We start from the raw sequence: 20,350 nt of genomic DNA, 5'->3' as shown, positions 1-20,350 counted from the left end.
TACTGAGTGTCGCCATCTTATGAATCTCCTAGCAATTATCCGATCCAATATCGCAGTATCATCATAGCCACAATACCGACCAATACGGTTCCCAGCAGACTGCGTGTCCAGATAGCTACTGCAATCGTAGGCAGGGATGCCCACAGAGCTGCATTGTGCGTAATCGGCACCAACTGGTTGTCCGACATGAACAGTTCCTGACCAATCAGCGCTGCCATGACCGCTACGGGTACATACTCCAGCCAGCGTAATAACCACATTGGAATCTGTATCTTGCTGAACAGCATCAGTGGCAGTACACGCGGAATAAATGTTAACAACGCTGAGCCCATAATAATCCAGAAAACATCCCATCTTACTTCCATCGTTCCATGAACACTCCCATCGTTGCCGCAATGACCGCAGCCACAATGACACTCATGCTGCCAAGTGAAGCCATGCTGGCGAAGATTACACAGACAACGGCGATAATAGCCACATTAATGTGTATTTTTTTGTTTTTGCGATGCACCAACTGGAGTACAACCAGTCCAATAAACATCGCTGGCAGGGCATAATCCAGACCCAGTCGTTCCGGGTTAGTGATCCAGCGTCCAAAGTACGCTCCCGCCATATTAGCCACGAACCAGTTCAGATATGCGGTAATATTCAGACCGTGCATCCAGCGTTCACTAAGCCTTTCCCTGCCAATCGCACGTGTCATCGCCACGCCGAAAGACTCATCGGTAAGCAATGAACCAAGCCACATATTTTTAAGCGGGGTGAGATGCCGAAAATACGGTGATACAGCTGCACTGAGCAACAAATGACGAAGATTCACAAAAAATATGGTGAACATGATGGCTATTGCTGATCCATTCGATGCGAGCATGCCCGCTGCAATGAACTGAGCCGATCCTGCATATAAAATCAGGCTGAGCAGTGCCGTTTCCGCCAGACTCAGACCCGCGGTCATTTCAATAACACCCGCCGCAAAGCCAATACTCAAATAACCAAGCAGGGTTGGGATACAATCTTTGACCCCCTGCATGAATGTAGCTTGATCCTGGACCTCTTCCATGTTCTCCTGTCCAGATATCTGTAGTGTACTTTGGTCCAACTGCCTTACAACCCCTCTCCAATTTCAGTCCCCATAAACCGATATATATGGATGTAGATCCATCAAGGTCCACTCTTCATGAAAACAACTTCTTTGTGTATTCAACATGACTAGTTACATGTCTTATGGATTTCACATTTTGCAGAATTCACTTCACATTAATTCAGAAATATACCACAAGATGTGCACTAAGGGAGAGACAGATTACTTTTTATAGAACAGATGTAATCCTAAATACCTACAAAATCAAAAAATATTTTCGCGAAACTCATAAATTATGTTGAATAAACGCGAAATTTGTCATACGATAGCACCAGAAACTTCTGGAAAGGATGGAATGAAATATCTTTTACCAGATGGGCTTGTCCACTAGACATGAGGATGGGTTACACAGAGGGGGAATGTGTATGAAAAAAATTCGTAAACAAGGGGTCAAAAGAACAATGCAGATGAGAGAGAAACTGATTTTGTCATTTGCCATTGTATTGCTCATTCCAACCATTAGTCTGGGCATTATCTCGTTCCAAACAGCTGATGCCAAGGTTGAAGAGAAAATGTATGAGAACGCGATCAGCAGTGTTACTGTGCTCAACCAGACCATTGACCAGATCATTGGTGCAACACGCAAAAATGTTGATTTCCTGGCAAGTCAGCTGGATGCAGGCAATGTCGGACCCAATCAGGGTGACGAAACAGATACCATCCGTACCTTGCTAGACGCTTATAAGGAAACGCATGATGACGTAGAACTTGCCTCCATCGGTACCGATCAGGGCGTGTATATTAACTCCCCTGTAACTGCGGTGAACAAAGAAGGATATGACCCGCGCGAACGCCCGTGGTATCAGGCTGCTACGCAGAACAAAGATGTCCCTACCGTAATCACCCCCTACTTATCAAGTAATACCGGCAATGTTGTTGCTTCAGTAGCTCAGACCTCAGCGGATGGCCATGGTGTCGTCTCTGTCAGCCTGTCGCTTGAAGCCCTCTCGAAGACGGTTAACTCCACGAAGATTGGCGAGAAGGGTTATATCTATATCATTGATAATGCCAATAAAATCATTGTACATCCTACCGAAAAACCGGGGACCGAAGGAACCATGGCACCCTATAAAGATATTTTTGCACAGAAAAACGGAAGTCTGACCTATACACTAAATGGAAACCAGGAACACGCCTTTTTCTCCACCAATGAAACGACGGGCTGGACCGTGGTTGGTGTCATTGACAGTGGGGAAGTGACGGCTTCAGTCCGTCCAATCCTATACACCACACTTATTGTTGTAGCGATTGCAATTGCGGTAAGCTCCATCATTATTTTCTGGATTGTGCAATCAATCACCAAACCACTGAACCGCTTGGTGAAGGCATCTGACGAAATTAGTAATGGTAATCTGACCATCGAGGTTGCTGTATTGGGACAGGATGAATTCGGCAAGCTGAGCACCAGCTTCAATAAGATGAGCGAATCCTTGCGAACCGTTATTCAGGACGTACGACATACAGCTGACGAGTTAACCGCCTCATCCACACAATTGGCAGTCAACTCATCGGAGACAACCAAAGCAACAGAGCAAGTCGCCCTAATCACGGAAGAATCCGCAGCTGGACTTGAGAAACAAACAAGCAACCTGAAACATACGGCACTGCAGATGAATGAACTTGCTGGAGGTGTGGGACAGGTAACGAACAGCACACAGCAAGTATCCGAAGCTGCCATGCAAGCAAGTGAGCTCGCGGATAAAGGGAATGCAACCATGCAGACGGCCGTATCCGAGATGAGTTCCGTCAGTCGCTTTGTGCAAGGTATGGCAGATACTGCTGGACGACTTGAACAGCATTCCACATCCATTGGTGAGATGGTATCTGTCATTACAGATATCGCTGCACAGACCAATTTGCTTGCTCTCAATGCTTCTATTGAAGCAGCACGTGCAGGTGAGCATGGACGTGGCTTCTCCGTGGTTGCCAGCGAAGTCCGCAAGCTGGCGGAACAATCGAGCCTGTCCGGCCAGAAGATTGTAGAGATGGTCGGAGCGATTCAACAGGAGATTTCAATGGCCAATCACAATGTACAGATCGGGCAACAGGATGTAAGCAACGGCATTCGTGCCGTGCAGTTTGCAGATGAAGCTTTTGCCCAGATTAGTGAGGCTGTTGGGGTCGTCAATCATCAGCTTGAGAACATTGCAGCCGCCTCACAACAGATGTCTGCAAGTACAGCCGAAGTGGTGCAATCCATTGATCAGATCCACGCCATATCGGAAACCAATGCCGATGGAACGGAGAACATCTCTGCTGCTACGGAGGAGCAAGTGGCTTCCATGCAGGAGATATCATCCTCTGCTGATTCCCTTGCCCATCTGGCTCACAAGCTACAGAAGCTGGTGGAACAATTCAAGCTGTAATCGTTGAACTAAAGATTGTTTACACTAACACTACGATTACAAAATAACCTTCCAATCGCTGTTATCGTGTAAAAGATTAGTTCAACTTATATAATAATAAGTAGTCTGTAACACCCAAAGCCCCTTTGCCATCATATTGGCAAAGGGGCTTATGGGTTATAAAAGGTCAGGCATTTTAGAGAGGAAAATGCCTCTCCTATTCAGCAGATTGCTTTTTATCTCCGTGGTACCCTTGATCTCCGTAGGGCTCTAACTGTTCAAACCAGCGATTCAGACATTTGGCGAGTGCATCTTTGGAATCGTAATACGGGTTATCGTCTTGTTTCAATGTCTCCAGCACCTCGATCACAAACGCAGTCTCTCCATATTCATTCCATTCAGCCTGCAATCTTCGATTCAGATGGCTACCCATCTGTAACATAAACCGTTGTCCGTTAATAGTTTTCAGGTTCAGTGTGCTGTCGATATAAACTTTACCGTTACGTTCATTCCGAATCTGGTAGACGCCCGCTTCCGTTTTAACTTCTTTGGCCTGTTCCTGCAATTCTTTGCGACGATTCATCTTCTCCTGCTCCCCCTTTTCTTTGCGCTCCTGTTTTCCAACTTTGGCGCTCTGTTGATCTGTGTGGCTTCCCAGCCAATACTGACTTCCGTCTGGCTCACGTTCCAGCAAACCATAGTCGACGAGATACCTCCGTATTTCCACGTAATCATCATGAACTTCCTTCAGCAGCTCATTGACCTGTTTCTCGGAATATTTGCGCTCTGTCTCGAATCGTTTGGCAATTTCGATAAGCACAATATATTTATGCTTTTGCTGCATATGAAACGTCGTCAGCCGACCGCCAGTACCCTCTGGAAAATACTTGTTTAGCACCTTCTCCCGATCCTGTTCTGTAATATCAAATGAGTTCGGATGGATCGTATGTTCATGCCTTGTCACCGGCGACACCCATTCGGCTGGGGCCTGTGTATCCTTACTTTTGAGAAGCTCCATTAATGCCAGGAATATTTTGGCCTGCCGTTCCTTCTCCTTTAATACAAACCGATGATTCCGGATCGTGGAAGCACTCCCGATGCCAAGGGTCTTCTGTACTTCAGCATCCTTCTTGCCTTCATAGAATTGTGACAACAAGCCCCGCTGGACATCAGACAATCCGGTTACGCTTTTATCCAGCTCCAGCAAATATTCAAATACCGATCCATGAACCTTCTCAATGTGCACTCGCATATAACGGGCTGCCTCATAGAGCACTCCTTCTTCAGGGTAGATAATCCCCGATTCCGTCCTGTATCCGCAGCAGACACATATATAGGCGGAACCCTCCTCCATATAACCACGCTTGATCTCTTCCAATGAAGCTGTTTGCAACCAGGATTCCGATGATTTCATGTAAAAGCTCCTTTTTATCATTGTTATGGTCATTCCAACCGTATATTAATCAAATATTTTGTAATTATGTTTGTTTATTTATAGATATAATATAGTTTTGTTTGTTATATGTCAATATAACGGAAAAGAATGCTGTGTTTAAAGACATAACGGATGCCCCTTGTTCAACAGAAAAAAGACCGCAGGGTCGCAACCCTGCAGTCTCATCGCAGAAAGGGCATTCAGCACCTTCCATAAGCATTTATCCTCAATCATTATCATTTCAATCTCTGTTACAACTTAAACCGTTCAATCATGCTTTGCAGATCTTCAGCCATACGTGACAATGCTGCCGAAGAAGCTGCAACCTCTTCCATTGTAGCCAACTGTTCTTGAGCCGCCGCTGATCCATCTTCCGTTCCAGAGGCAATTCTGTCCGACAGAACCATTGTATCACTTACTGCCTTGTTAATATGACTCATGCCGCCATCAATCTGACGGGAAGCCGCGGATACTTCTCCAGCTTGTGCAGCCACCAACTGAACCGCAGTACGAATGTTATTGAACGCTTCGCCCGCTTCTGTAACCATCTGCGAACTCTTCACCATACCTTCTCCCGTACGGGCAAAAGTGGATTGCACCGCATTGGTTTTCTCCTGCATTTCATGCATAAGCTCATTAATCCGCTCGGCTGAAGCGCCTGAACTGTGAGCCAGTGTCTTCACTTCGTTGGCTACGACCGCGAATCCGCGCCCTTGCTCGCCAGCTCTTGAAGCTTCAATAGATGCATTCAAAGCGAGAATGTTCGTCTGCTTGGCAATGGCCGTAATCTCGGCCACGATCACAAGAATCTCTTCATTTTTCGCGCGCAAATCCTCAATGACCACAGACATGGCTTTGCTCTCATCATTCACCTGCTGAATATGGGTAACCGCTTCTTCTACTGTAACCATACCCGCTTCCGACTTCGTGGATGCATCCAGAGCGATACGAGCGGTGTCTTCAGCACTTGATGAGATCTCTTTGACTCCAATGGACATTTCGCCCACGAGTTGACCTGTAGCAGCAAGACTATTGTTCTGCAAAGTCGTACCCGCAGCTGCATCCTGCATCAGTTCAGCCACTTGTTCTGTGGCTTTGGATGTCTGTTCCGAACTTGCCATTAGCTCTTCAGAAGATGCTGCCAACTGGCTGGACGTATCATGCACCTCTCCAAGCACACTACGCAGGGAAGTCGTCATCGTATCAAAGCTATCTCCAAGCTGTCCGAACTCATCCTTGCGCTGCAAACCAACCCGAACGGTGAGATCCCCGGCGCTTACTTTGGATGCTGCCTGCGTTAATTGCAGCAATGGCCGGTGAATACTGCGGATAATGAATATAAGCAGAATCAACCCGATAACCAATGCAGATGCCACAATTGTAATTGCACGGATCAAAATAGGCATTACGGCTTCACTTGCTTCGGAAGGAACCATCTCGCCAACAATTTTCCAACCTGTCACCGGATTGGTGAAATACACAGCTTCCACTTCGTGACCATCATATGTATACTTCACCGTTCCACTTTCCTTCGTATACATCTCATTAATGTAGCTTTCATCCGACTGTGTACCGGATTCAATATTGTAGTGGAACAGGAATTTACCCCCGTTATCCAGCATGTACAGTTTTCCTTCTTTACCAATACGTATCTGATCAACGGATTCTTTCAGATGATTGAGACTGACATTGGCCCCGAATACCCCTTTGCCATCAGCCAGCTTGGCAGCTGCCGTTACAACCCATTCACCTGTCGTGACCGACTGGAACGTATCCGAGATTACAGGTTCGTCCTGGGACATGCCCATCGTATACCATGAACGTTCACGTGGATCATAGATCTGTTCCCCGGGATCAGGAGATTTCATCCAGCTGCCATCTTCCGCACCTGCGGTGAGTACACCCAGTTCCTTATGATTCTGAGACATCCGATCCATCTGCCTTTGCAGTGCAGGGGATTTATTAATAATATCGTTTGAAGTAATACCCGCAGCCATCTGCGCTGCGTTATCCTTCTCCATATCCAGCATTTGATTTATCTGCAGACTAAGCATTTCTGTTTTGGCCTGTGCGGAACGAATAATCTCCATTTTAACCTGGTCAGCAGCTTTTTGATAAGACAACCATCCCACGGTAATGCTCGGTACTATCAGGAACAGGAGCAATGCAGCAATCAGGCGTTTTTTTACGGTTAAAGTAAACCAATTTCGAATCCTTTTCTTCATTAAACTATCCCCCATCATAATCTTCACCCATCCTTTTATCGGACAATTGCTGTAAAAATATTATGTATAGATACTAAATTAGTACAAATTTAATTTAAATGATCTGATCAGATGATATGGATTATATCCGCTTAATCGTTTTGACCCTCTACGCGAGATCGTTTACAATGCTCATAAGCTGGCTATTCATGAAACGATTGGAAGGAGAGGATTCAAATCTTACGCAAGGCAAATGAAAGGCAACATGTTTCCACTGTATATTCATCCATGTTCCGCATTCTGTTAGCGCTCATCCTGTGTGCAGGCCCGATTCTGGGACAAGCTGGTATTACGGCATCCGTGGCGCAGGCGACGCAAGCAGTTCACATTGAAGTGAATGGTGAGCAACAATCCTGGAAGAACGCACCACTTATCATCAAAGGTTCAACGTTTGTTCCACTGCGGGATGTGGTCACATCGGTTAAAGGCACGTTGAAATGGGATAATCGCACCAAGACGGCTACCATTACCGTTGGCAGAGACAAGCTGATCCATCAGGCTGGCAGCAATTCCATTAAAGTAAACAAGGTCGATCTAGCTACAGGTGTGAATTCACGTACCGTTAACGGTACGTTGATGGTACCTGTCCGGGCCATGGCTAATGCAATCAAAGCAGACATCAAGGTCCAACGTACAGCCACGGGGCAGATGAGTGTAAGTATGGTCACTGATCAAGTCAGCCTGCTGAACAGCGAGGTTGCCAGCGTGGATACGTATCTGCGCGAGATCAACTATCCAGGTATGGCTCTGATCGCCCGCGATGGTGAAGTACTTCTAAAGCAAGGCTACGGACTTGCCGATGAACAGACGCTGAATCGACCGGATCAAAAGACCCGAATCGCATCGCTGAGCAAATCCTTCACGGCCGCGTCCATTCTGAGTCTCGTGGAGGATGGTAAGATTAATGTGCAAGATCCAATCTCCAAGTATATCTCTGGTATACCAAAGGGAGATCAGATCACGCTGCATATGCTGTTATCCCAGACTTCAGGTCTGCCATCTGCATTTGGTCGGGGTGAAGGAACTTCTATGGAAGAGACTGTAGAGGAGATTCGCCACAAAACGCTGAAGTTTGAACCAGGAAGTGCCTATCTGTACAGCAACAGCGGGTATGTTTTACTTGCATACGTCGTTGAACAGGTATCTGGCATGAGTTATGCCGATTACGTGCAGCAGACGATACTGAAACCACTTGGTATGAAGAATTCGGGAGAGGCATCCCGTAAAGTGCACACGATTAGTGGTTTTGTTCAAGAAGATAACGCATGGGTAACTGCACCTTACTATGTGTCTCAATCCGGATCAGGAACCATCTATTCCACGGTGGACGATATGCTGAAATGGGATCGTGCGCTGTATACGGACAAGATTCTAAGCCAGGATACGATTGAACAGATGTATGAGCCTTATTCTGATAAAAACTATGGCTACGCCTGGATTCTCAAAGAGAATGGCGCAAACCGTACCGTCTTCCACAACGGTAGTGGTGGCGGGTTTGCCACAGCCTTTTCACGTAATCTGTCCGATGATATCACCATTATCCTGCTTGGCAACCACGCAGGTATGGACATGACTTCACTTTTGGATGAAGTTGAGGCACAGACAGCCAAAGCCCTGCAATTGCAATAATCTATAATTAATAGCTTATAATGAGCAAAGAGACGGTCCTTTAAAGGATCGTCTCTTTGTGTTGTATATGTTCTCATTTTAACGACTCACACTTCCGTTTCGCTCAACCCACAATCCATCTCTTCTCCATCCTGCAAAAGGTAGTTTTACTCATATTCTTATTACTGCCTAGGAGACATCCGCTCTTTCATCATCTGTCTGCTTTAATGTTACAGGAAGTTTCCCCGCAAAAGGAATGCGCCCCATCAGCGCCTGAGCGACGCTATCCATGGCAAGTGGCCGGCTCTCGTAAGCCGCTACATAGACCTGGGCATCCGTAAGCGCCAGCAGATCATAGGGGCTTCGCAATGCCACAACAGCCAGCGGTTTGCCCAATTGCTGTATCCAACCAATCAGCCTGCACTGTGGATCGCCGGAGGGACTTCCCGCATTGTAGGTTCCCACCACAATCTGCCGAATGTCATCTGCTTCCGCTGCCTGAAGCAGACGGGCGGAACGAATGGCAACCTCCTCGGGCGTGACCGTCAGATCGACAACATCCAGACCATACATGGATAAGGCTGAGCCCAAGGTGAACGTCTGAGTCAGCTGTTCGTCTGCAATTGTCGTTACGGACGTGGCAACCGTTATGACCAGCGTGCGTTCCGGCCTCAAAGGCAGCATATTCAGCTGATCGCGCACCAGTGTGATACTGTTCTCGCTAATACGGCGAGCAACCTCTTGGTGTAATGAACTGTTGCGCTCCGACCCACTGGATAGAGCAGGAGCGTTTGATGCCTTTGGCAATGATGCATTCGATACTACACCATACACTTCATCATCACCTGCGCCACCCGTTTCACTCTCTAACAAACCACGTTTCGCCTTGTACATCAGCAAGCGATTCACCGACTCATCAATACGTCTCTCGCTAATCCGCCCGCTCCTCACAGCAGCTAACAAAGCATCAAATGCCTCTGCCTGAAGCTTAGCCGTATGGCTAATTAACACCAGATCTGCCCCGGCCTCTACCGCCATTACGGCTGCATCGACAGTGCCATAGTTCACGGCAATGGCATCCATCTCCATGCAATCTGTCACGATCATGCCCTCATAACCCAGTTCCTGGCGAAGCAGACCGCTTAATACGGTTTGCGATAGCGTTACGGGCAGACGCTCTGGCTCCAGTGCAGGGAAATAAATATGCGCCGACATCATGGCATCGACACCTTCGGCTATAGCCGCTCGGAATGGAATCAACTCCAGGCGCTCTACCCGTTCCCGATCATGAGTGATGATCGGGAGATCCAGATGGGAATCGGTATCCGTATCCCCATGCCCCGGGAAATGCTTGGCTGTCGCTGCAATCCCAGCGTCCTGTATTCCCGCAATGGTTCTGGCCCCATATTCTGCAACCGATTGTGGAGATTCGCCAAATGATCGTACACCGATGACCGGATTGGCCGCGTTATTGTTAACATCCAATACCGGAGCAAAGTTCATGTTAATGCCCATGGACTTCAGCTCCAACCCACTGATATATGCCGCCTGATATGCATCGTCAATGGAACCGGCAGCTGCAATGGCCATTGGTCCAGGCATCAAGGCGATTCCTTCGGTAATTCGTGCAACCATGCCGCCCTCCTGATCAATGGATATCCAGAGCGGCACATTACCGCTGCTTTTGGCAATCTGTTGTAGCCCTGACGATAACCGCTCTACCTGCTCTGGCGACTCAACGTTGCGTGCAAAATAGATTACGCCACCGATGGGATACTTTCGGAGAAAGGGTTCCACATCGCCAGCAGCTTCGGTGCCATGAAAGCCACATAGCAGCATTTGCCCGATTTTCTCACGCAAGGACATCTGTTTCAGCTTCGACTGGTATAACTCTTTTGGCCCACTCATTTCTTACCTCCCTCCGATAACAAACATCCGTTCATTCATATAACAAAAACGGCTTTCGCCGCTCCTTCCATTCCGCTGCCTGTACATTCCACGCATCCATTAAACGAACGAATTCCGCGCGGTCATGAATCGTTTCCCTGACTTCCTTCCCCCCTGCCAGCAGGTCGATAAAGTACCTTGAACCCGGCTCTGGTGGCTTCAGCCAGCAGAATTGCTCCGGATAGAGTGACACCAGTTCATGCAAAAGCACCAACCCTGTCTCTACCGCCCGGAATTTCCTACTGTCCGTTACAAAAATCCTTACGCCACCACACAGCTCACCTGCGTGTTTGGAGAATGTTGGGGACATGTACACTGGATGCACATGTACACCTTCCAGCTTGTATTCCCGAAATCGTTCCGCCAAACGCTCACCCTCAATCCAGGGGGCTCCAATCCACTCGAATGGGCGGGTCGTGCCCCTGCCCTCCGATACATTAGTGCCTTCGAACAGGCACGTACCCGCATATACGCGCACACTGTCCAGCGTGGGCATATTGGGAGAGGGTAATATCCAGGGAAGCCCACAATCCGCAAACTCCATGGAGCGCTGCCATCCTTCCATGGCAACCACGTCCAATTTGCAAGGTACATCCATCTCGCTGTTGACCATCAGGGCGAGTTCACCTATCGTTAATCCGGTACGTACAGGTATACGCCAAGCGCCAACGAGTGATTCATACCCCGCGTTCAGCACACCTCCTTCCACTTCGTTTCCACCCAGCGGATTGGGACGGTCCAGAATCAGCATACGTTTGCCTGCTTCAGCACAGGCATCCATCATATGGAACAAGGTTGAGGCATATGTGTAATAACGGATACCCACATCCTGAATGTCGAACAGCACCGTATCCACTCCAGCCAGCATTGCAGGCGTAGGTTTCTTGTAATCTCCATACAGGCTGAACACCGGAATGTCCAGATGTGGATGAAGCATGTCTCCGAATCTGACACCCGCCTGAAGCTCTCCATACAGTCCGTGCTCACAGGCATAGAGCGCTGTAAGCTCGGTATTAGCCAGTCCAGCGCACACATCTATTGTCGATACAAAATCCGCTGTAATACCAGTCGGGTTTGTAATTAGACCGATTCGGTTACCCGTTATCCATGGATGCGATAACCCTCTGGACAGAAGATCAACTCCCGTTTTTACAGCCGGGATCTGCTCGGTCCCATTCAACTGACCCATCACACATTCCCCTGGCTGACCCAGCCTGTATGCTGGTGATCATTACCGCCTGTTACGACAGGCTCTTCTTCAGGCTCCAGCACATTAAGAGCAACCTTATGTTGATAAATGGCAAACATACCTCCAAACAGCGCTCCGAAACCAACGACAGTCAGCATCAGCAGAGCCGTCAGGCACATGGCCTGAAAACAAGCGCCCATCGTGTACCCCGGGTGACGGAAGAACAGCTTTACACTTTCCCCCATCGCCTGAACGATGCCCATGTTTTTTTGTAAAACAAGCTGCCAGGTATAGAACTGTGACATCAGCGCCATGAGAACAAAGAACGTCTGGAATGCACCCACCGCTGTACCTGTAATTCCACCCTGTCCACCGTAATACCACCAGGTAGACCATAGAATGAAGCCAAGCACCGCGAAAAGCATACCCACCGACACTCCAGGGATTATTCCCTTCAACGTTCCGATCCAGATATCCTTAAGCCCATTGCGCCGTTCCTTACGCTCCAGCCTGTGGTGCATGGCATAACAGACCCCGAACAGGATGGGCATATATATCAGGGCCAGAAGCAGCACCGCGATTGGCAGCGGAGCAAACATCAGAATGGGAATCAAAACGATGGAGCTAACGACACTGTACAAGGCCACCGAAATAATATCCCGATAGATTTCCGCACCCGACTTGATCAATACTTCACTCAGCTTACGCATTTTTATTCTCCCCTTTCTCACCGTTCCTTCTTCACCAGGCATCGTCTCTTACTCCCGTCCAATCGCAAGCTCCGTCTCTGGATCAAAAAAGTGCGCCTTACGTAGGTCCAGCACAAAATTTTTGTCCATACCTACATAAGCATGGGTTTCCAGGTGGACCTTGGCCGTAACAGTACGGGCACCGGAATGGAAATATACCAAATTCTCGGAGCCCAGATGTTCTACAACCTGAACTCGTGCCTGCAGCATATGGTCTGTTGGGATATTCGGAGCGACATCATCACCAAAAATATGCTCTGGACGCAGACCCATAATCACCGGCTTGCCTTGATGACTCTGAAGACGAGCGAGTACATCTTCTGGCAAGGTGAATGATGCACCGTCCACGACAACCTGCGTGCCTTCAATCCGGGCATCAATGAAGTTCATCGCCGGGGAACCGATAAATCCGGCAACAAACATATTCCGCGGACTCGCATACAATTCTTTCGGTGAAGCCACCTGCTGAATATCTCCATGATTCATGACCACGATGCGTTCCCCAAGTGTCATGGCTTCTACCTGATCATGCGTCACGTACACAATCGTGGCACCGAGACGTTTATGCAGCTCACCCAACTCCACTCGCATCTGTACCCGCAACTTGGCATCCAGATTGGACAGTGGTTCGTCGAATAAAAACACCTGCGGATCACGGACGATCGCCCGTCCCACCGCAACACGCTGGCGCTGACCACCAGACAGCTCGCGTGGTTTGCGCTCCAGCATAGCTTCCAGTCCCAGAATGGAGGCCGCATTCTGCACCTGTTCATCAATGTAGGACTTTGGCTTTTTCAGGTTTTTCAGGCCAAAGGAAAGATTCTCACGGATGGTCATATGCGGATAGAGTGCATAATCCTGAAACACCATCGCGATATCGCGATCCTTCGGATGCAGATCGTTAACAAGCCGGTCACCGATCACAATATCACCGCTTGTTTGCTTTTCAAGTCCGGCAATCATCCGCAGTGACGTTGTCTTGCCACAGCCCGAAGGACCCACAAACACTACGAATTCCTTATCTTCTATAACAAAGTCCGAGCCGGCCACAGCCGTGAACGTTCCTTTATGATCGTCTTTGAATTCTTTGCGCACTTGGCGAAACTCCACGCGTGCCATAGGTAAATCCCCCTTTACGTTGTCGCTTGTCCTGAACTAACAGTTAACCTTTTACTGCACCGATCGTAATGCCTTGTAGGAAATAACGTTGCAGTGAGAAGAACAAAATAATCATGGGCAGCGCACCTATTGTTGCCCCTGCCATCATTGCGCCGAAGTCCGTTGATTCGGCAAATACGAATGAAGCCAGCCCCACCTGAATGGTACGCATCTCGTTGGAATTGGTAATGAGGAACGGCCAGAAGAATTCGTTCCACGAAGCCACAAACGTGAATATCGCCAGCACCGCGATTCCCGGCTTTGCCATCGGCAGAATGACTTTCCAGAAGATGCCGAACTCACTACATGCATCGATACGTGCTGCATGTATCAGCGATGTGGGCAGCGTAGACATGAACTGTTTCATCAAGAAAATGTTGCCCACACTAACGGCAGCAGGTAGAATAATGGCCGTATACGTATCCCCTAGATCAAACACGTTGACCATCAGAATGTACAAAGGAATTAGTGTCACCTGCGCCGGGATCATCATTGTCCCAAGCAACGTCCAGAATACCGCCTGACTACCCGGAAACTTCAGTTTGGCGAACGCATATCCCGCCAGGGAGGCGAAGAATACATTTGTTACGGTCAGAATGATCGAGATGAGCAGCGAGTTGTATAACCAGCGCCAGGCATCAGTTTTGGCAAAAAAGCGCTCATATGGTGATAACGACAACTGCTCCGGAATCATCTGTGGTTTAAACGAAGCCGACATCGCGCTATCCTGCACCGAACCAACGAGCATCCAATACATCGGAATGACCGTCACCAGCGCCCAGACTACCAGCAGAATGGATGCAACAACGAGCAGAATCTTTTTCTGTGTTGATTTCATGGATTTCATTCACCCCCGGATGCTTAATGCAACGTGCTCTAATAGTCCGTGTTTTGAACTACCTCTAATACTCAATATCGCTGGAGAAATATTTGAACTGTATGACGGAGATGACAATGATGATAATCGCCAGTACAAACGACTGAGCCGAAGCCAATCCGAACTCATAGAATTTAAATGCCGTTTCATAGATCAGATAAGCGATTGTTGTTGTCGCAAAGTTTGGTCCACCCTGTGTCATCAGATATACCGAGATGAACACCTGGAAAGACGTGATCACACCCGTGACGAGCAGATACAGCGTCGTTGGTTTGAGCAGCGGCCATGTAATCTTGCTGAACTGGGTCCAGCCGCTGGCATGATCAATATCCGCCGCTTCGTACAGCGATTTCGGAATACCGCCCATGGCTGCAAGATACAGAATAATGCCCGCTCCGTGCGATCCAAGCCAGTTCATCAGAATGAGGGAAAAAAGTGCCGTTCCCGACTGGCCCAGCCAGATTACCGGGTCAAGGCCGAACAGACCGAGGAAACGGTTGAGCAGTCCCGAATCCGTCGGGTCAAAGATCGCCAGCCATACAATGGAGATGGTCACCCCGGAGGCTACCGCAGGCAGATACATGGTAGCTTTGAAAAATGTCTGCCATTTGCTTTTCATCTGATAGATGAAATAGGACAGTACAAATGTAATGAGAATATTGACGGGGACTGTGCCTACGGTGAAGATCACCGTATTTTTAATCGACTTCCAGAACGTCTCATCTTTCACCAACCGCTCGTAGTTATCCAATCCAACCCACGTCGAGTTCATAATATTGTATTTCTGGAAGCTCATCACAAGAGCCGTCAGAACGGGATACAGTGTGAAAATGAGAAACAGCAGGACAGGCGCCAAAATAAACAAATACGCCCACCCGTAGTCTCGCCAAAACCGGGCAACCCGGGAAGTCCGGGGCACTGACGATTTTGGCGCAAGGGCGGTCTGCATGGCGAATCCTCCTCTCCTAATCAGTGTGGTTTTACGTTATGTTTGATTGTCCGAGTTATTGTCCAAACATCTGCTGGCCTTTGCTCTTGAAGTCTTCTGCGATCTGCTCCGGTGATTTTTCACCCGAGAACAGCGCCTGAATATTAGGCTTCACAACCTGTTCCTTGAATTGTTTTTGCTGAGATGCTTTGTCGATATCCAGTTCCAGTACAACCGGCATCGCGATATTCTCTGCCATGACTTTTGCAGCAGCCAGATTATCCGGTTGACCAAGCTCTTTTCCTTTAAACAGATCCACCTGGGACTGTCTTACGAATGGAAGCGCCAGTTCATTGGCCGAGTTCCCTGCTTTGGCACCACTAAGCGCCTCCATCACCAGGAACGTATTTTTGGCATGCTGTTCGCCCTTGTCCTTTTTCTGTTTGAAGGCTACGTACCCTTCGCCACCCATCGTTGTGGCCGCAGGTTGATCATCATTATGCGGTACAGGCAACAGGACAAAATCAATCTTCTCTCCCTGCACCTTGCCATCATCGATGTCCTTATTGCGGTTCTGAATCATCACATCATAATAAGGAATCGCTTTGGAGATGATCGCCGTTTCCCCCGCGTAGAACATATCCGTCCGTTTTGCTGGAGCAAGAGCCGCCGTTTCCTTCGGCATATACCCTTGATCCATCAGGTTTTTGATAAAAGAGAGGGTATCCAGAATGCGCCCATCATTCCATTGGAACGTGCCGTCTTTATCAAGAACATCGATCATCCCGTTGTTACGAGACAGCATTTCAATGAAGTCAAGCGAGGTTCCGTCGGTAACCAGTGCATATTGCTTGGCCCCGCCATCCAGCGTTTTGGTCAGCTTGGCAGCAGCATCGTTGAATTCGGACCAGGTCCAGCCATTTTGTTGAATGGACTTCCAATCAATGCCCGCTTCCTCCAAAATGCGTTTGTTACTACCCCATGCCCATTGGAATTGATACAACGGTAGTCCGTACTGTTTCCCCTGAATCTGGCCTAAATCAAGCGTACCTGGCAGGTAGTCGTCCTTGATCTCAGGTGTCAGGTAGCTGTCCAGCTCAAGTGCCAATCCCGTATTCACATATGTGCCGTCTACGCTATGAAAGTAAAGATCCGGCGGGTTACCTGCGTTCAGAGCGACATCGAATTTTTTGGGCCCTTCCGCCCAGGAAAGCATTTCCGTCTTCACGGTAATGTTCGGGTGTTCTTTATTGAAATCAGAGATTAGATCCTTCAGTTCATCTTCATATGTGCCATGTACAGGATAGGTCCATACCGTTACCGTATCATCGGCATTCGGGTCATCCGAAGCAGCACCTCCGCTATTCCCACAGGCTGTAACCCAGACCATCATCAACAACATTGCCCATACCAGACCCTTCTTTTTCATCCCTTCATCTCCTTTGCATGTCATCATCCGATTCTTTCATTGCCTAACCATGCTACCCCTTTGTGATCATTCGGCCTTCAAACGCCATCCACCTATACACGCGGCAGTAAGGAAAAGCACCTCCCCTGTAGATTGGGCCTGCCAGTCGCAGGCTAAATCTCTTAAATGCAATATTAACGTCAACTTAATTGACATTAACAGTATTAATTCCTTCCAAAATTGTAGATTGAATTCATTATATGAGTTGTAAAATAAAAATTCAACATTATTTTTTATTATAAAATTTAATTTTACTTTTTCTTTTCATGCAACTATACTATGTAAAAAGAAAACCCAAGCAAGCGAGGTGAGCCACTTTGCGAGTGTATGTAGGCGTAGATGGAGGCGGTACCAATACTGATGCAGCAATCATTTCTGAATCTGGTGAAATTCTCGCCCGACTCAGCGGCGGTCCCACGAATCCTCACAGCGTTACAACTGAACAGGCCATTTTCGAACTGCAACGAGTGCTGGAACAGCTATTTAATCTAATAAGTGATTTATCGACAAATTGTGAGGGTATATGCCTTGGTATGTCAGGTGTAGATACGATCCAAGAACGGCAACTTATAGCCGAAGCAGTAAATAACTACATGAAGAGTCGTAATCAACAGGCATCAGAAGGTTGTCCAGTCTGGGTTATATCCGAAGGAGAGATTGCTCTGATGGCCTCTCTCGGACATACGCACGGTGTATTGTGTATCTCTGGAACAGGTTCCATCGTGTACGGCTTTACGCGGGAAGGCGAGCGATACCGTGCAGGAGGCTGGGGTCATCTGCTCGGAGATGAGGGGAGTGGCTATCGTATTGGGCAGCGTGCACTCCAAGTGGTTATGCAGAGTTATGACGGTGTTCTTCCTCCAACCTGTTTAACCCCGCTTCTTCTAAAGAATCTGAACCTTCGGGATATATCGGAGTTAAAGACGCGAGTGTATCAGACGGATTGGGGCAAAACCGAGACCGCATCCATCGCACGCCTAGCTATAGAAGCTGCTGAACTCGGAGATGAGGCTGCCCGCGCACTGATCATTGACGAAGCCTCACAATTGGCGGATACCGCCAAGGCACTGATTGCCCGTCATCCCCAATTTGCATCCACTCCGGTTGTCCTGTCCGGATCAATGTTTCGATACGCTACACTTTTCCGAAATACATTTATCCAGAAGTTATCAGGATATTATGGAGAGTTGGACTTTGTATATCGTGAAGATGCCCCCGCTCCAGCGGTTGGCGCAGCACAACTGGCAAGAAAACGCCGTTCCCTGAATGAATCATTTTAAAAGAGAGAAGGAGGCCATACGGATGAATCACATGCTGAATTCACTACTAACAGAACAACCCAATCCACTAACGGATCATATAGATGAATTGCCTTCGGCAGAAATTATGGAGCTCATTAATAAGGAAGATCAACGGATTGCGGAGCTCATTCAGCCCCTCATTCCGGTCATTGCTCAAGCTGCGGATCGGATCTTGGAGGCGTTTCAGTCTGGCGGCAGGCTTTTTTATGTAGGCGCAGGTACCAGTGGACGATTAGGAATACTTGACGCTTCGGAATGCCCGCCTACCTACGGAACCCCACCATCCATGGTGCAGGGTATTATTGCAGGGGGATTCCGGGCAGTGAAGGACCCGGTTGAAGGTGCTGAAGATAGTGAGGAGTTGGGAGCTGCGGACCTTGATGAACATGGCTTAGACAAAAACGATGTTGTGGTTGGCATTGCAGCCAGTGGACGAACGCCGTATGTGCTGGGTGCGATGAGACATGCCAAGGAGATCGGGGCTACGGTGATCAGCTTGAGCAATAATGCAGGCACGCCGATGACCCTGTTGGCTGATGTGAGCATTGAGGCTGTTGTCGGCCCAGAGGTTGTCATGGGTTCAACACGTATGAAGGCAGGCAGCGCCCAGAAAATGATTCTGAATATGCTCACCACTACCGCCATGATTCGTCTGGGCAAGGTTTACCGTAATTTCATGGTTGATCTGAACCCTTCGAACGAGAAGCTTGTTCATCGGGCCAAACGCATGATCCATCTGGCAACCGGAGCGAATGAAGCGGATATTGAAGAGGCTTTTACCGGTGCAGACGGTCATGTAAAAACGGCAATCGTCATGCTGATGGCAGGTGTGGACGCAACGGAAGCCCAGCACAGGCTTGATCTGGCTGACGGATTTGTCCGCAGCGCCATTGCGGGGCCTTCCTGAGCCGTATCAAGGGGTATTATTAGAGGTGGTAAGAGAGGAGCCCAACATTAGTCTGGGCTCTTTTTTTTATTTTTTTATTCTAAAAGCGGATATAATCCGTCAAAAAATCCCCTCCTGCATAAACAGAAAGGGATTCATATGGTTCTACTTCACTTGTGCTCCAGAATAGCCTGTCGGCTCTTCTCCAAATATTCCACCGACTGGTTATAATCCCGACTGGCAATCGCTAGATACAAAATGTCGATCACGTTCAGCTGTGCAATCCGTGACGAAGTTGCTCCGCTTCGAATATCACTTTCGGTGGAAGTAATCATCAGGGGTACATCTGCCATACTACTGAGTGTATTGCTGCCCCACTTGGTAATGCTGATTGTCGCTGCACCGCCATCGTGAGCATGCTTGAGACAGGAGATTACGTTCGACGTCTCCCCTGAATACGAGATACATACCACCGCATCATCCTCACGAAGCGTCGTTGCGGACGAAATCTGCATATGCGGATCGGCGAACGAAAAGCTTGTGCGATTGATTCGCATGAACTTGTAATGTGCATCCAGCGCAATCAGGTTGGAGGCCCCTACTCCATAGAAAAAGATCCGGTTTGCCTGATGAAGCACGTCCACAGCTTTTTCCACCAGACGTGGGTCCAGAATATGAACCGTATCCTTCACCGACTGAATATTGTTTGCGGACACATGCTGAATAATGCTCTCCATGGAGTCCTGGGGACGAATCTCCGTATATTGATATGGCTCACTCGTCTGCAAATCTCCGGCAATCTTCAGCTTCAGCTCCTGAAAACCCGTTACACCTAGTGATTTGCAGAGACGGATAATGGCAGCTGGGCTGCCTCCACTCCGTTCAGACAACTGGGCCACCGAGGATTGAACAGTTTCTTGCGGGTGATCGAGAATATAAGCTCCGATCTTCCGTTCGGACGGGGTCAAGTCATCCATTAATGCGCGTAAACGTACAAGTCCACCTTTCATGCCTTCCATTCGCTCCTCCTTTCCGTACTGCATTCATGTACAAG

Annotated in this window: 16 protein-coding genes; 4 read left to right on the top strand and 12 right to left on the bottom strand. The window is 48.3% G+C overall.

The features are described 5' to 3' along the window. Positions 1 to 35 precede the first annotated feature (35 nt). Together PAEAM_RS12910 and PAEAM_RS12905 are read right to left on the bottom strand one after the other, a co-directional pair. Entirely contained in the window at positions 36 to 365 is a 330-nt protein-coding gene (locus PAEAM_RS12910) for an AzlD domain-containing protein (RefSeq protein WP_062837141.1), read from the bottom strand. After that, positions 356 to 1,060 carry an AzlC family ABC transporter permease gene (locus tag PAEAM_RS12905; RefSeq protein WP_243391345.1) on the bottom strand — a complete coding sequence of 235 codons (705 nt, stop codon included), beginning with the start codon at positions 1,058 to 1,060 and terminating at the stop codon, positions 356 to 358. The genes PAEAM_RS12910 and PAEAM_RS12905 overlap by 10 nt, the downstream gene beginning before the upstream one ends. Positions 1,061 to 1,506: 446 nt before the next feature. Here PAEAM_RS12905 and PAEAM_RS12900 point away from each other — a divergent pair, with 446 nt between their 5' ends. After that, positions 1,507 to 3,507, top strand: a complete 2,001-nt coding sequence (locus PAEAM_RS12900) for a methyl-accepting chemotaxis protein (protein ID WP_076329889.1) — start codon at positions 1,507 to 1,509, stop codon at positions 3,505 to 3,507. Positions 3,508 to 3,703: 196 nt separating this feature from the next. Here the strand turns inward: PAEAM_RS12900 and PAEAM_RS12895 are convergent, their stop codons facing one another. Together PAEAM_RS12895 and PAEAM_RS12890 are read right to left on the bottom strand one after the other, a co-directional pair. Beyond that, the gene (locus tag PAEAM_RS12895) at positions 3,704 to 4,900 is read right to left on the bottom strand and encodes a DUF2087 domain-containing protein (protein ID WP_100527795.1); all 1,197 of its coding nucleotides are present in this window, start codon (positions 4,898 to 4,900) and stop codon (positions 3,704 to 3,706) included. 272 nt (positions 4,901 to 5,172) lie between these two features. Continuing rightward, a complete protein-coding gene (locus tag PAEAM_RS12890; protein WP_165789908.1) occupies positions 5,173 to 7,146 on the bottom strand; it encodes a methyl-accepting chemotaxis protein in 1,974 nt (657 codons plus the stop codon). Positions 7,147 to 7,413: 267 nt separating this feature from the next. Between PAEAM_RS12890 and PAEAM_RS12885 the strand changes: the two genes are divergently transcribed. Beyond that, positions 7,414 to 8,814 carry a serine hydrolase domain-containing protein gene (locus PAEAM_RS12885; RefSeq protein ID WP_047840432.1) on the top strand — a complete coding sequence of 467 codons (1,401 nt, stop codon included), beginning with the start codon at positions 7,414 to 7,416 and terminating at the stop codon, positions 8,812 to 8,814. Positions 8,815 to 8,982: 168 nt separating this feature from the next. On the opposite strand, the gene nagZ is transcribed toward PAEAM_RS12885, so the two are convergent. The 7 genes from nagZ to PAEAM_RS12850 all read right to left on the bottom strand — a co-directional run bounded on the left by nagZ (position 8,983) and on the right by PAEAM_RS12850 (position 17,070). After that, entirely contained in the window at positions 8,983 to 10,701 is a 1,719-nt protein-coding gene (nagZ, locus tag PAEAM_RS12880) for a beta-N-acetylhexosaminidase (protein WP_100527793.1), read from the bottom strand. Positions 10,702 to 10,732: 31 nt separating this feature from the next. Then, positions 10,733 to 11,929, bottom strand: a complete 1,197-nt coding sequence (locus PAEAM_RS12875; protein ID WP_100527792.1) for an exo-beta-N-acetylmuramidase NamZ family protein — start codon at positions 11,927 to 11,929, stop codon at positions 10,733 to 10,735. Then, on the bottom strand, positions 11,929 to 12,681 hold the full coding sequence (locus tag PAEAM_RS12870) for a hypothetical protein (protein ID WP_243391340.1): 753 nt from the start codon (positions 12,679 to 12,681) through the stop codon (positions 11,929 to 11,931). The genes PAEAM_RS12875 and PAEAM_RS12870 overlap by 1 nt, the downstream gene beginning before the upstream one ends. A 6-nt stretch (positions 12,682 to 12,687) precedes the next feature. Beyond that, complete coding sequence (locus PAEAM_RS12865; RefSeq protein ID WP_100527791.1) at positions 12,688 to 13,797, bottom strand: ABC transporter ATP-binding protein; 1,110 nt, start codon at positions 13,795 to 13,797, stop codon at positions 12,688 to 12,690. A 43-nt stretch (positions 13,798 to 13,840) separates the two neighbouring features. Then, entirely contained in the window at positions 13,841 to 14,674 is an 834-nt protein-coding gene (locus PAEAM_RS12860; RefSeq protein WP_017691096.1) for a carbohydrate ABC transporter permease, read from the bottom strand. 64 nt (positions 14,675 to 14,738) lie between these two features. Beyond that, positions 14,739 to 15,662: a carbohydrate ABC transporter permease gene (locus tag PAEAM_RS12855; protein ID WP_036616502.1), complete on the bottom strand. Its 924-nt coding sequence runs from the start codon at positions 15,660 to 15,662 to the stop codon at positions 14,739 to 14,741. Between the two features lie 55 nt (positions 15,663 to 15,717). Continuing rightward, positions 15,718 to 17,070 carry an ABC transporter substrate-binding protein gene (locus PAEAM_RS12850; protein WP_100527790.1) on the bottom strand — a complete coding sequence of 451 codons (1,353 nt, stop codon included), beginning with the start codon at positions 17,068 to 17,070 and terminating at the stop codon, positions 15,718 to 15,720. Between the two features lie 362 nt (positions 17,071 to 17,432). Between PAEAM_RS12850 and PAEAM_RS12845 the strand changes: the two genes are divergently transcribed. Together PAEAM_RS12845 and murQ are read left to right on the top strand one after the other, a co-directional pair. Continuing rightward, positions 17,433 to 18,389: an N-acetylglucosamine kinase gene (locus PAEAM_RS12845; RefSeq protein ID WP_243391344.1), complete on the top strand. Its 957-nt coding sequence runs from the start codon at positions 17,433 to 17,435 to the stop codon at positions 18,387 to 18,389. Between the two features lie 22 nt (positions 18,390 to 18,411). Then, positions 18,412 to 19,317: an N-acetylmuramic acid 6-phosphate etherase gene (gene murQ / locus PAEAM_RS12840; protein ID WP_100527788.1), complete on the top strand. Its 906-nt coding sequence runs from the start codon at positions 18,412 to 18,414 to the stop codon at positions 19,315 to 19,317. A gap of 149 nt (positions 19,318 to 19,466) precedes the next feature. On the opposite strand, the gene PAEAM_RS12835 is transcribed toward murQ, so the two are convergent. Beyond that, positions 19,467 to 20,306 carry a MurR/RpiR family transcriptional regulator gene (locus PAEAM_RS12835; RefSeq protein WP_036616797.1) on the bottom strand — a complete coding sequence of 280 codons (840 nt, stop codon included), beginning with the start codon at positions 20,304 to 20,306 and terminating at the stop codon, positions 19,467 to 19,469. Positions 20,307 to 20,350 lie beyond the last annotated feature (44 nt).

The organism is Paenibacillus sp. GM1FR, assembly GCF_002803315.1.
Taxonomy (GTDB): domain Bacteria; phylum Bacillota; class Bacilli; order Paenibacillales; family Paenibacillaceae; genus Paenibacillus; species Paenibacillus amylolyticus.
The sequence above is the reverse complement of the archived record's forward strand: the minus strand, read 5'-3'. Positions and strand labels throughout refer to the sequence as shown.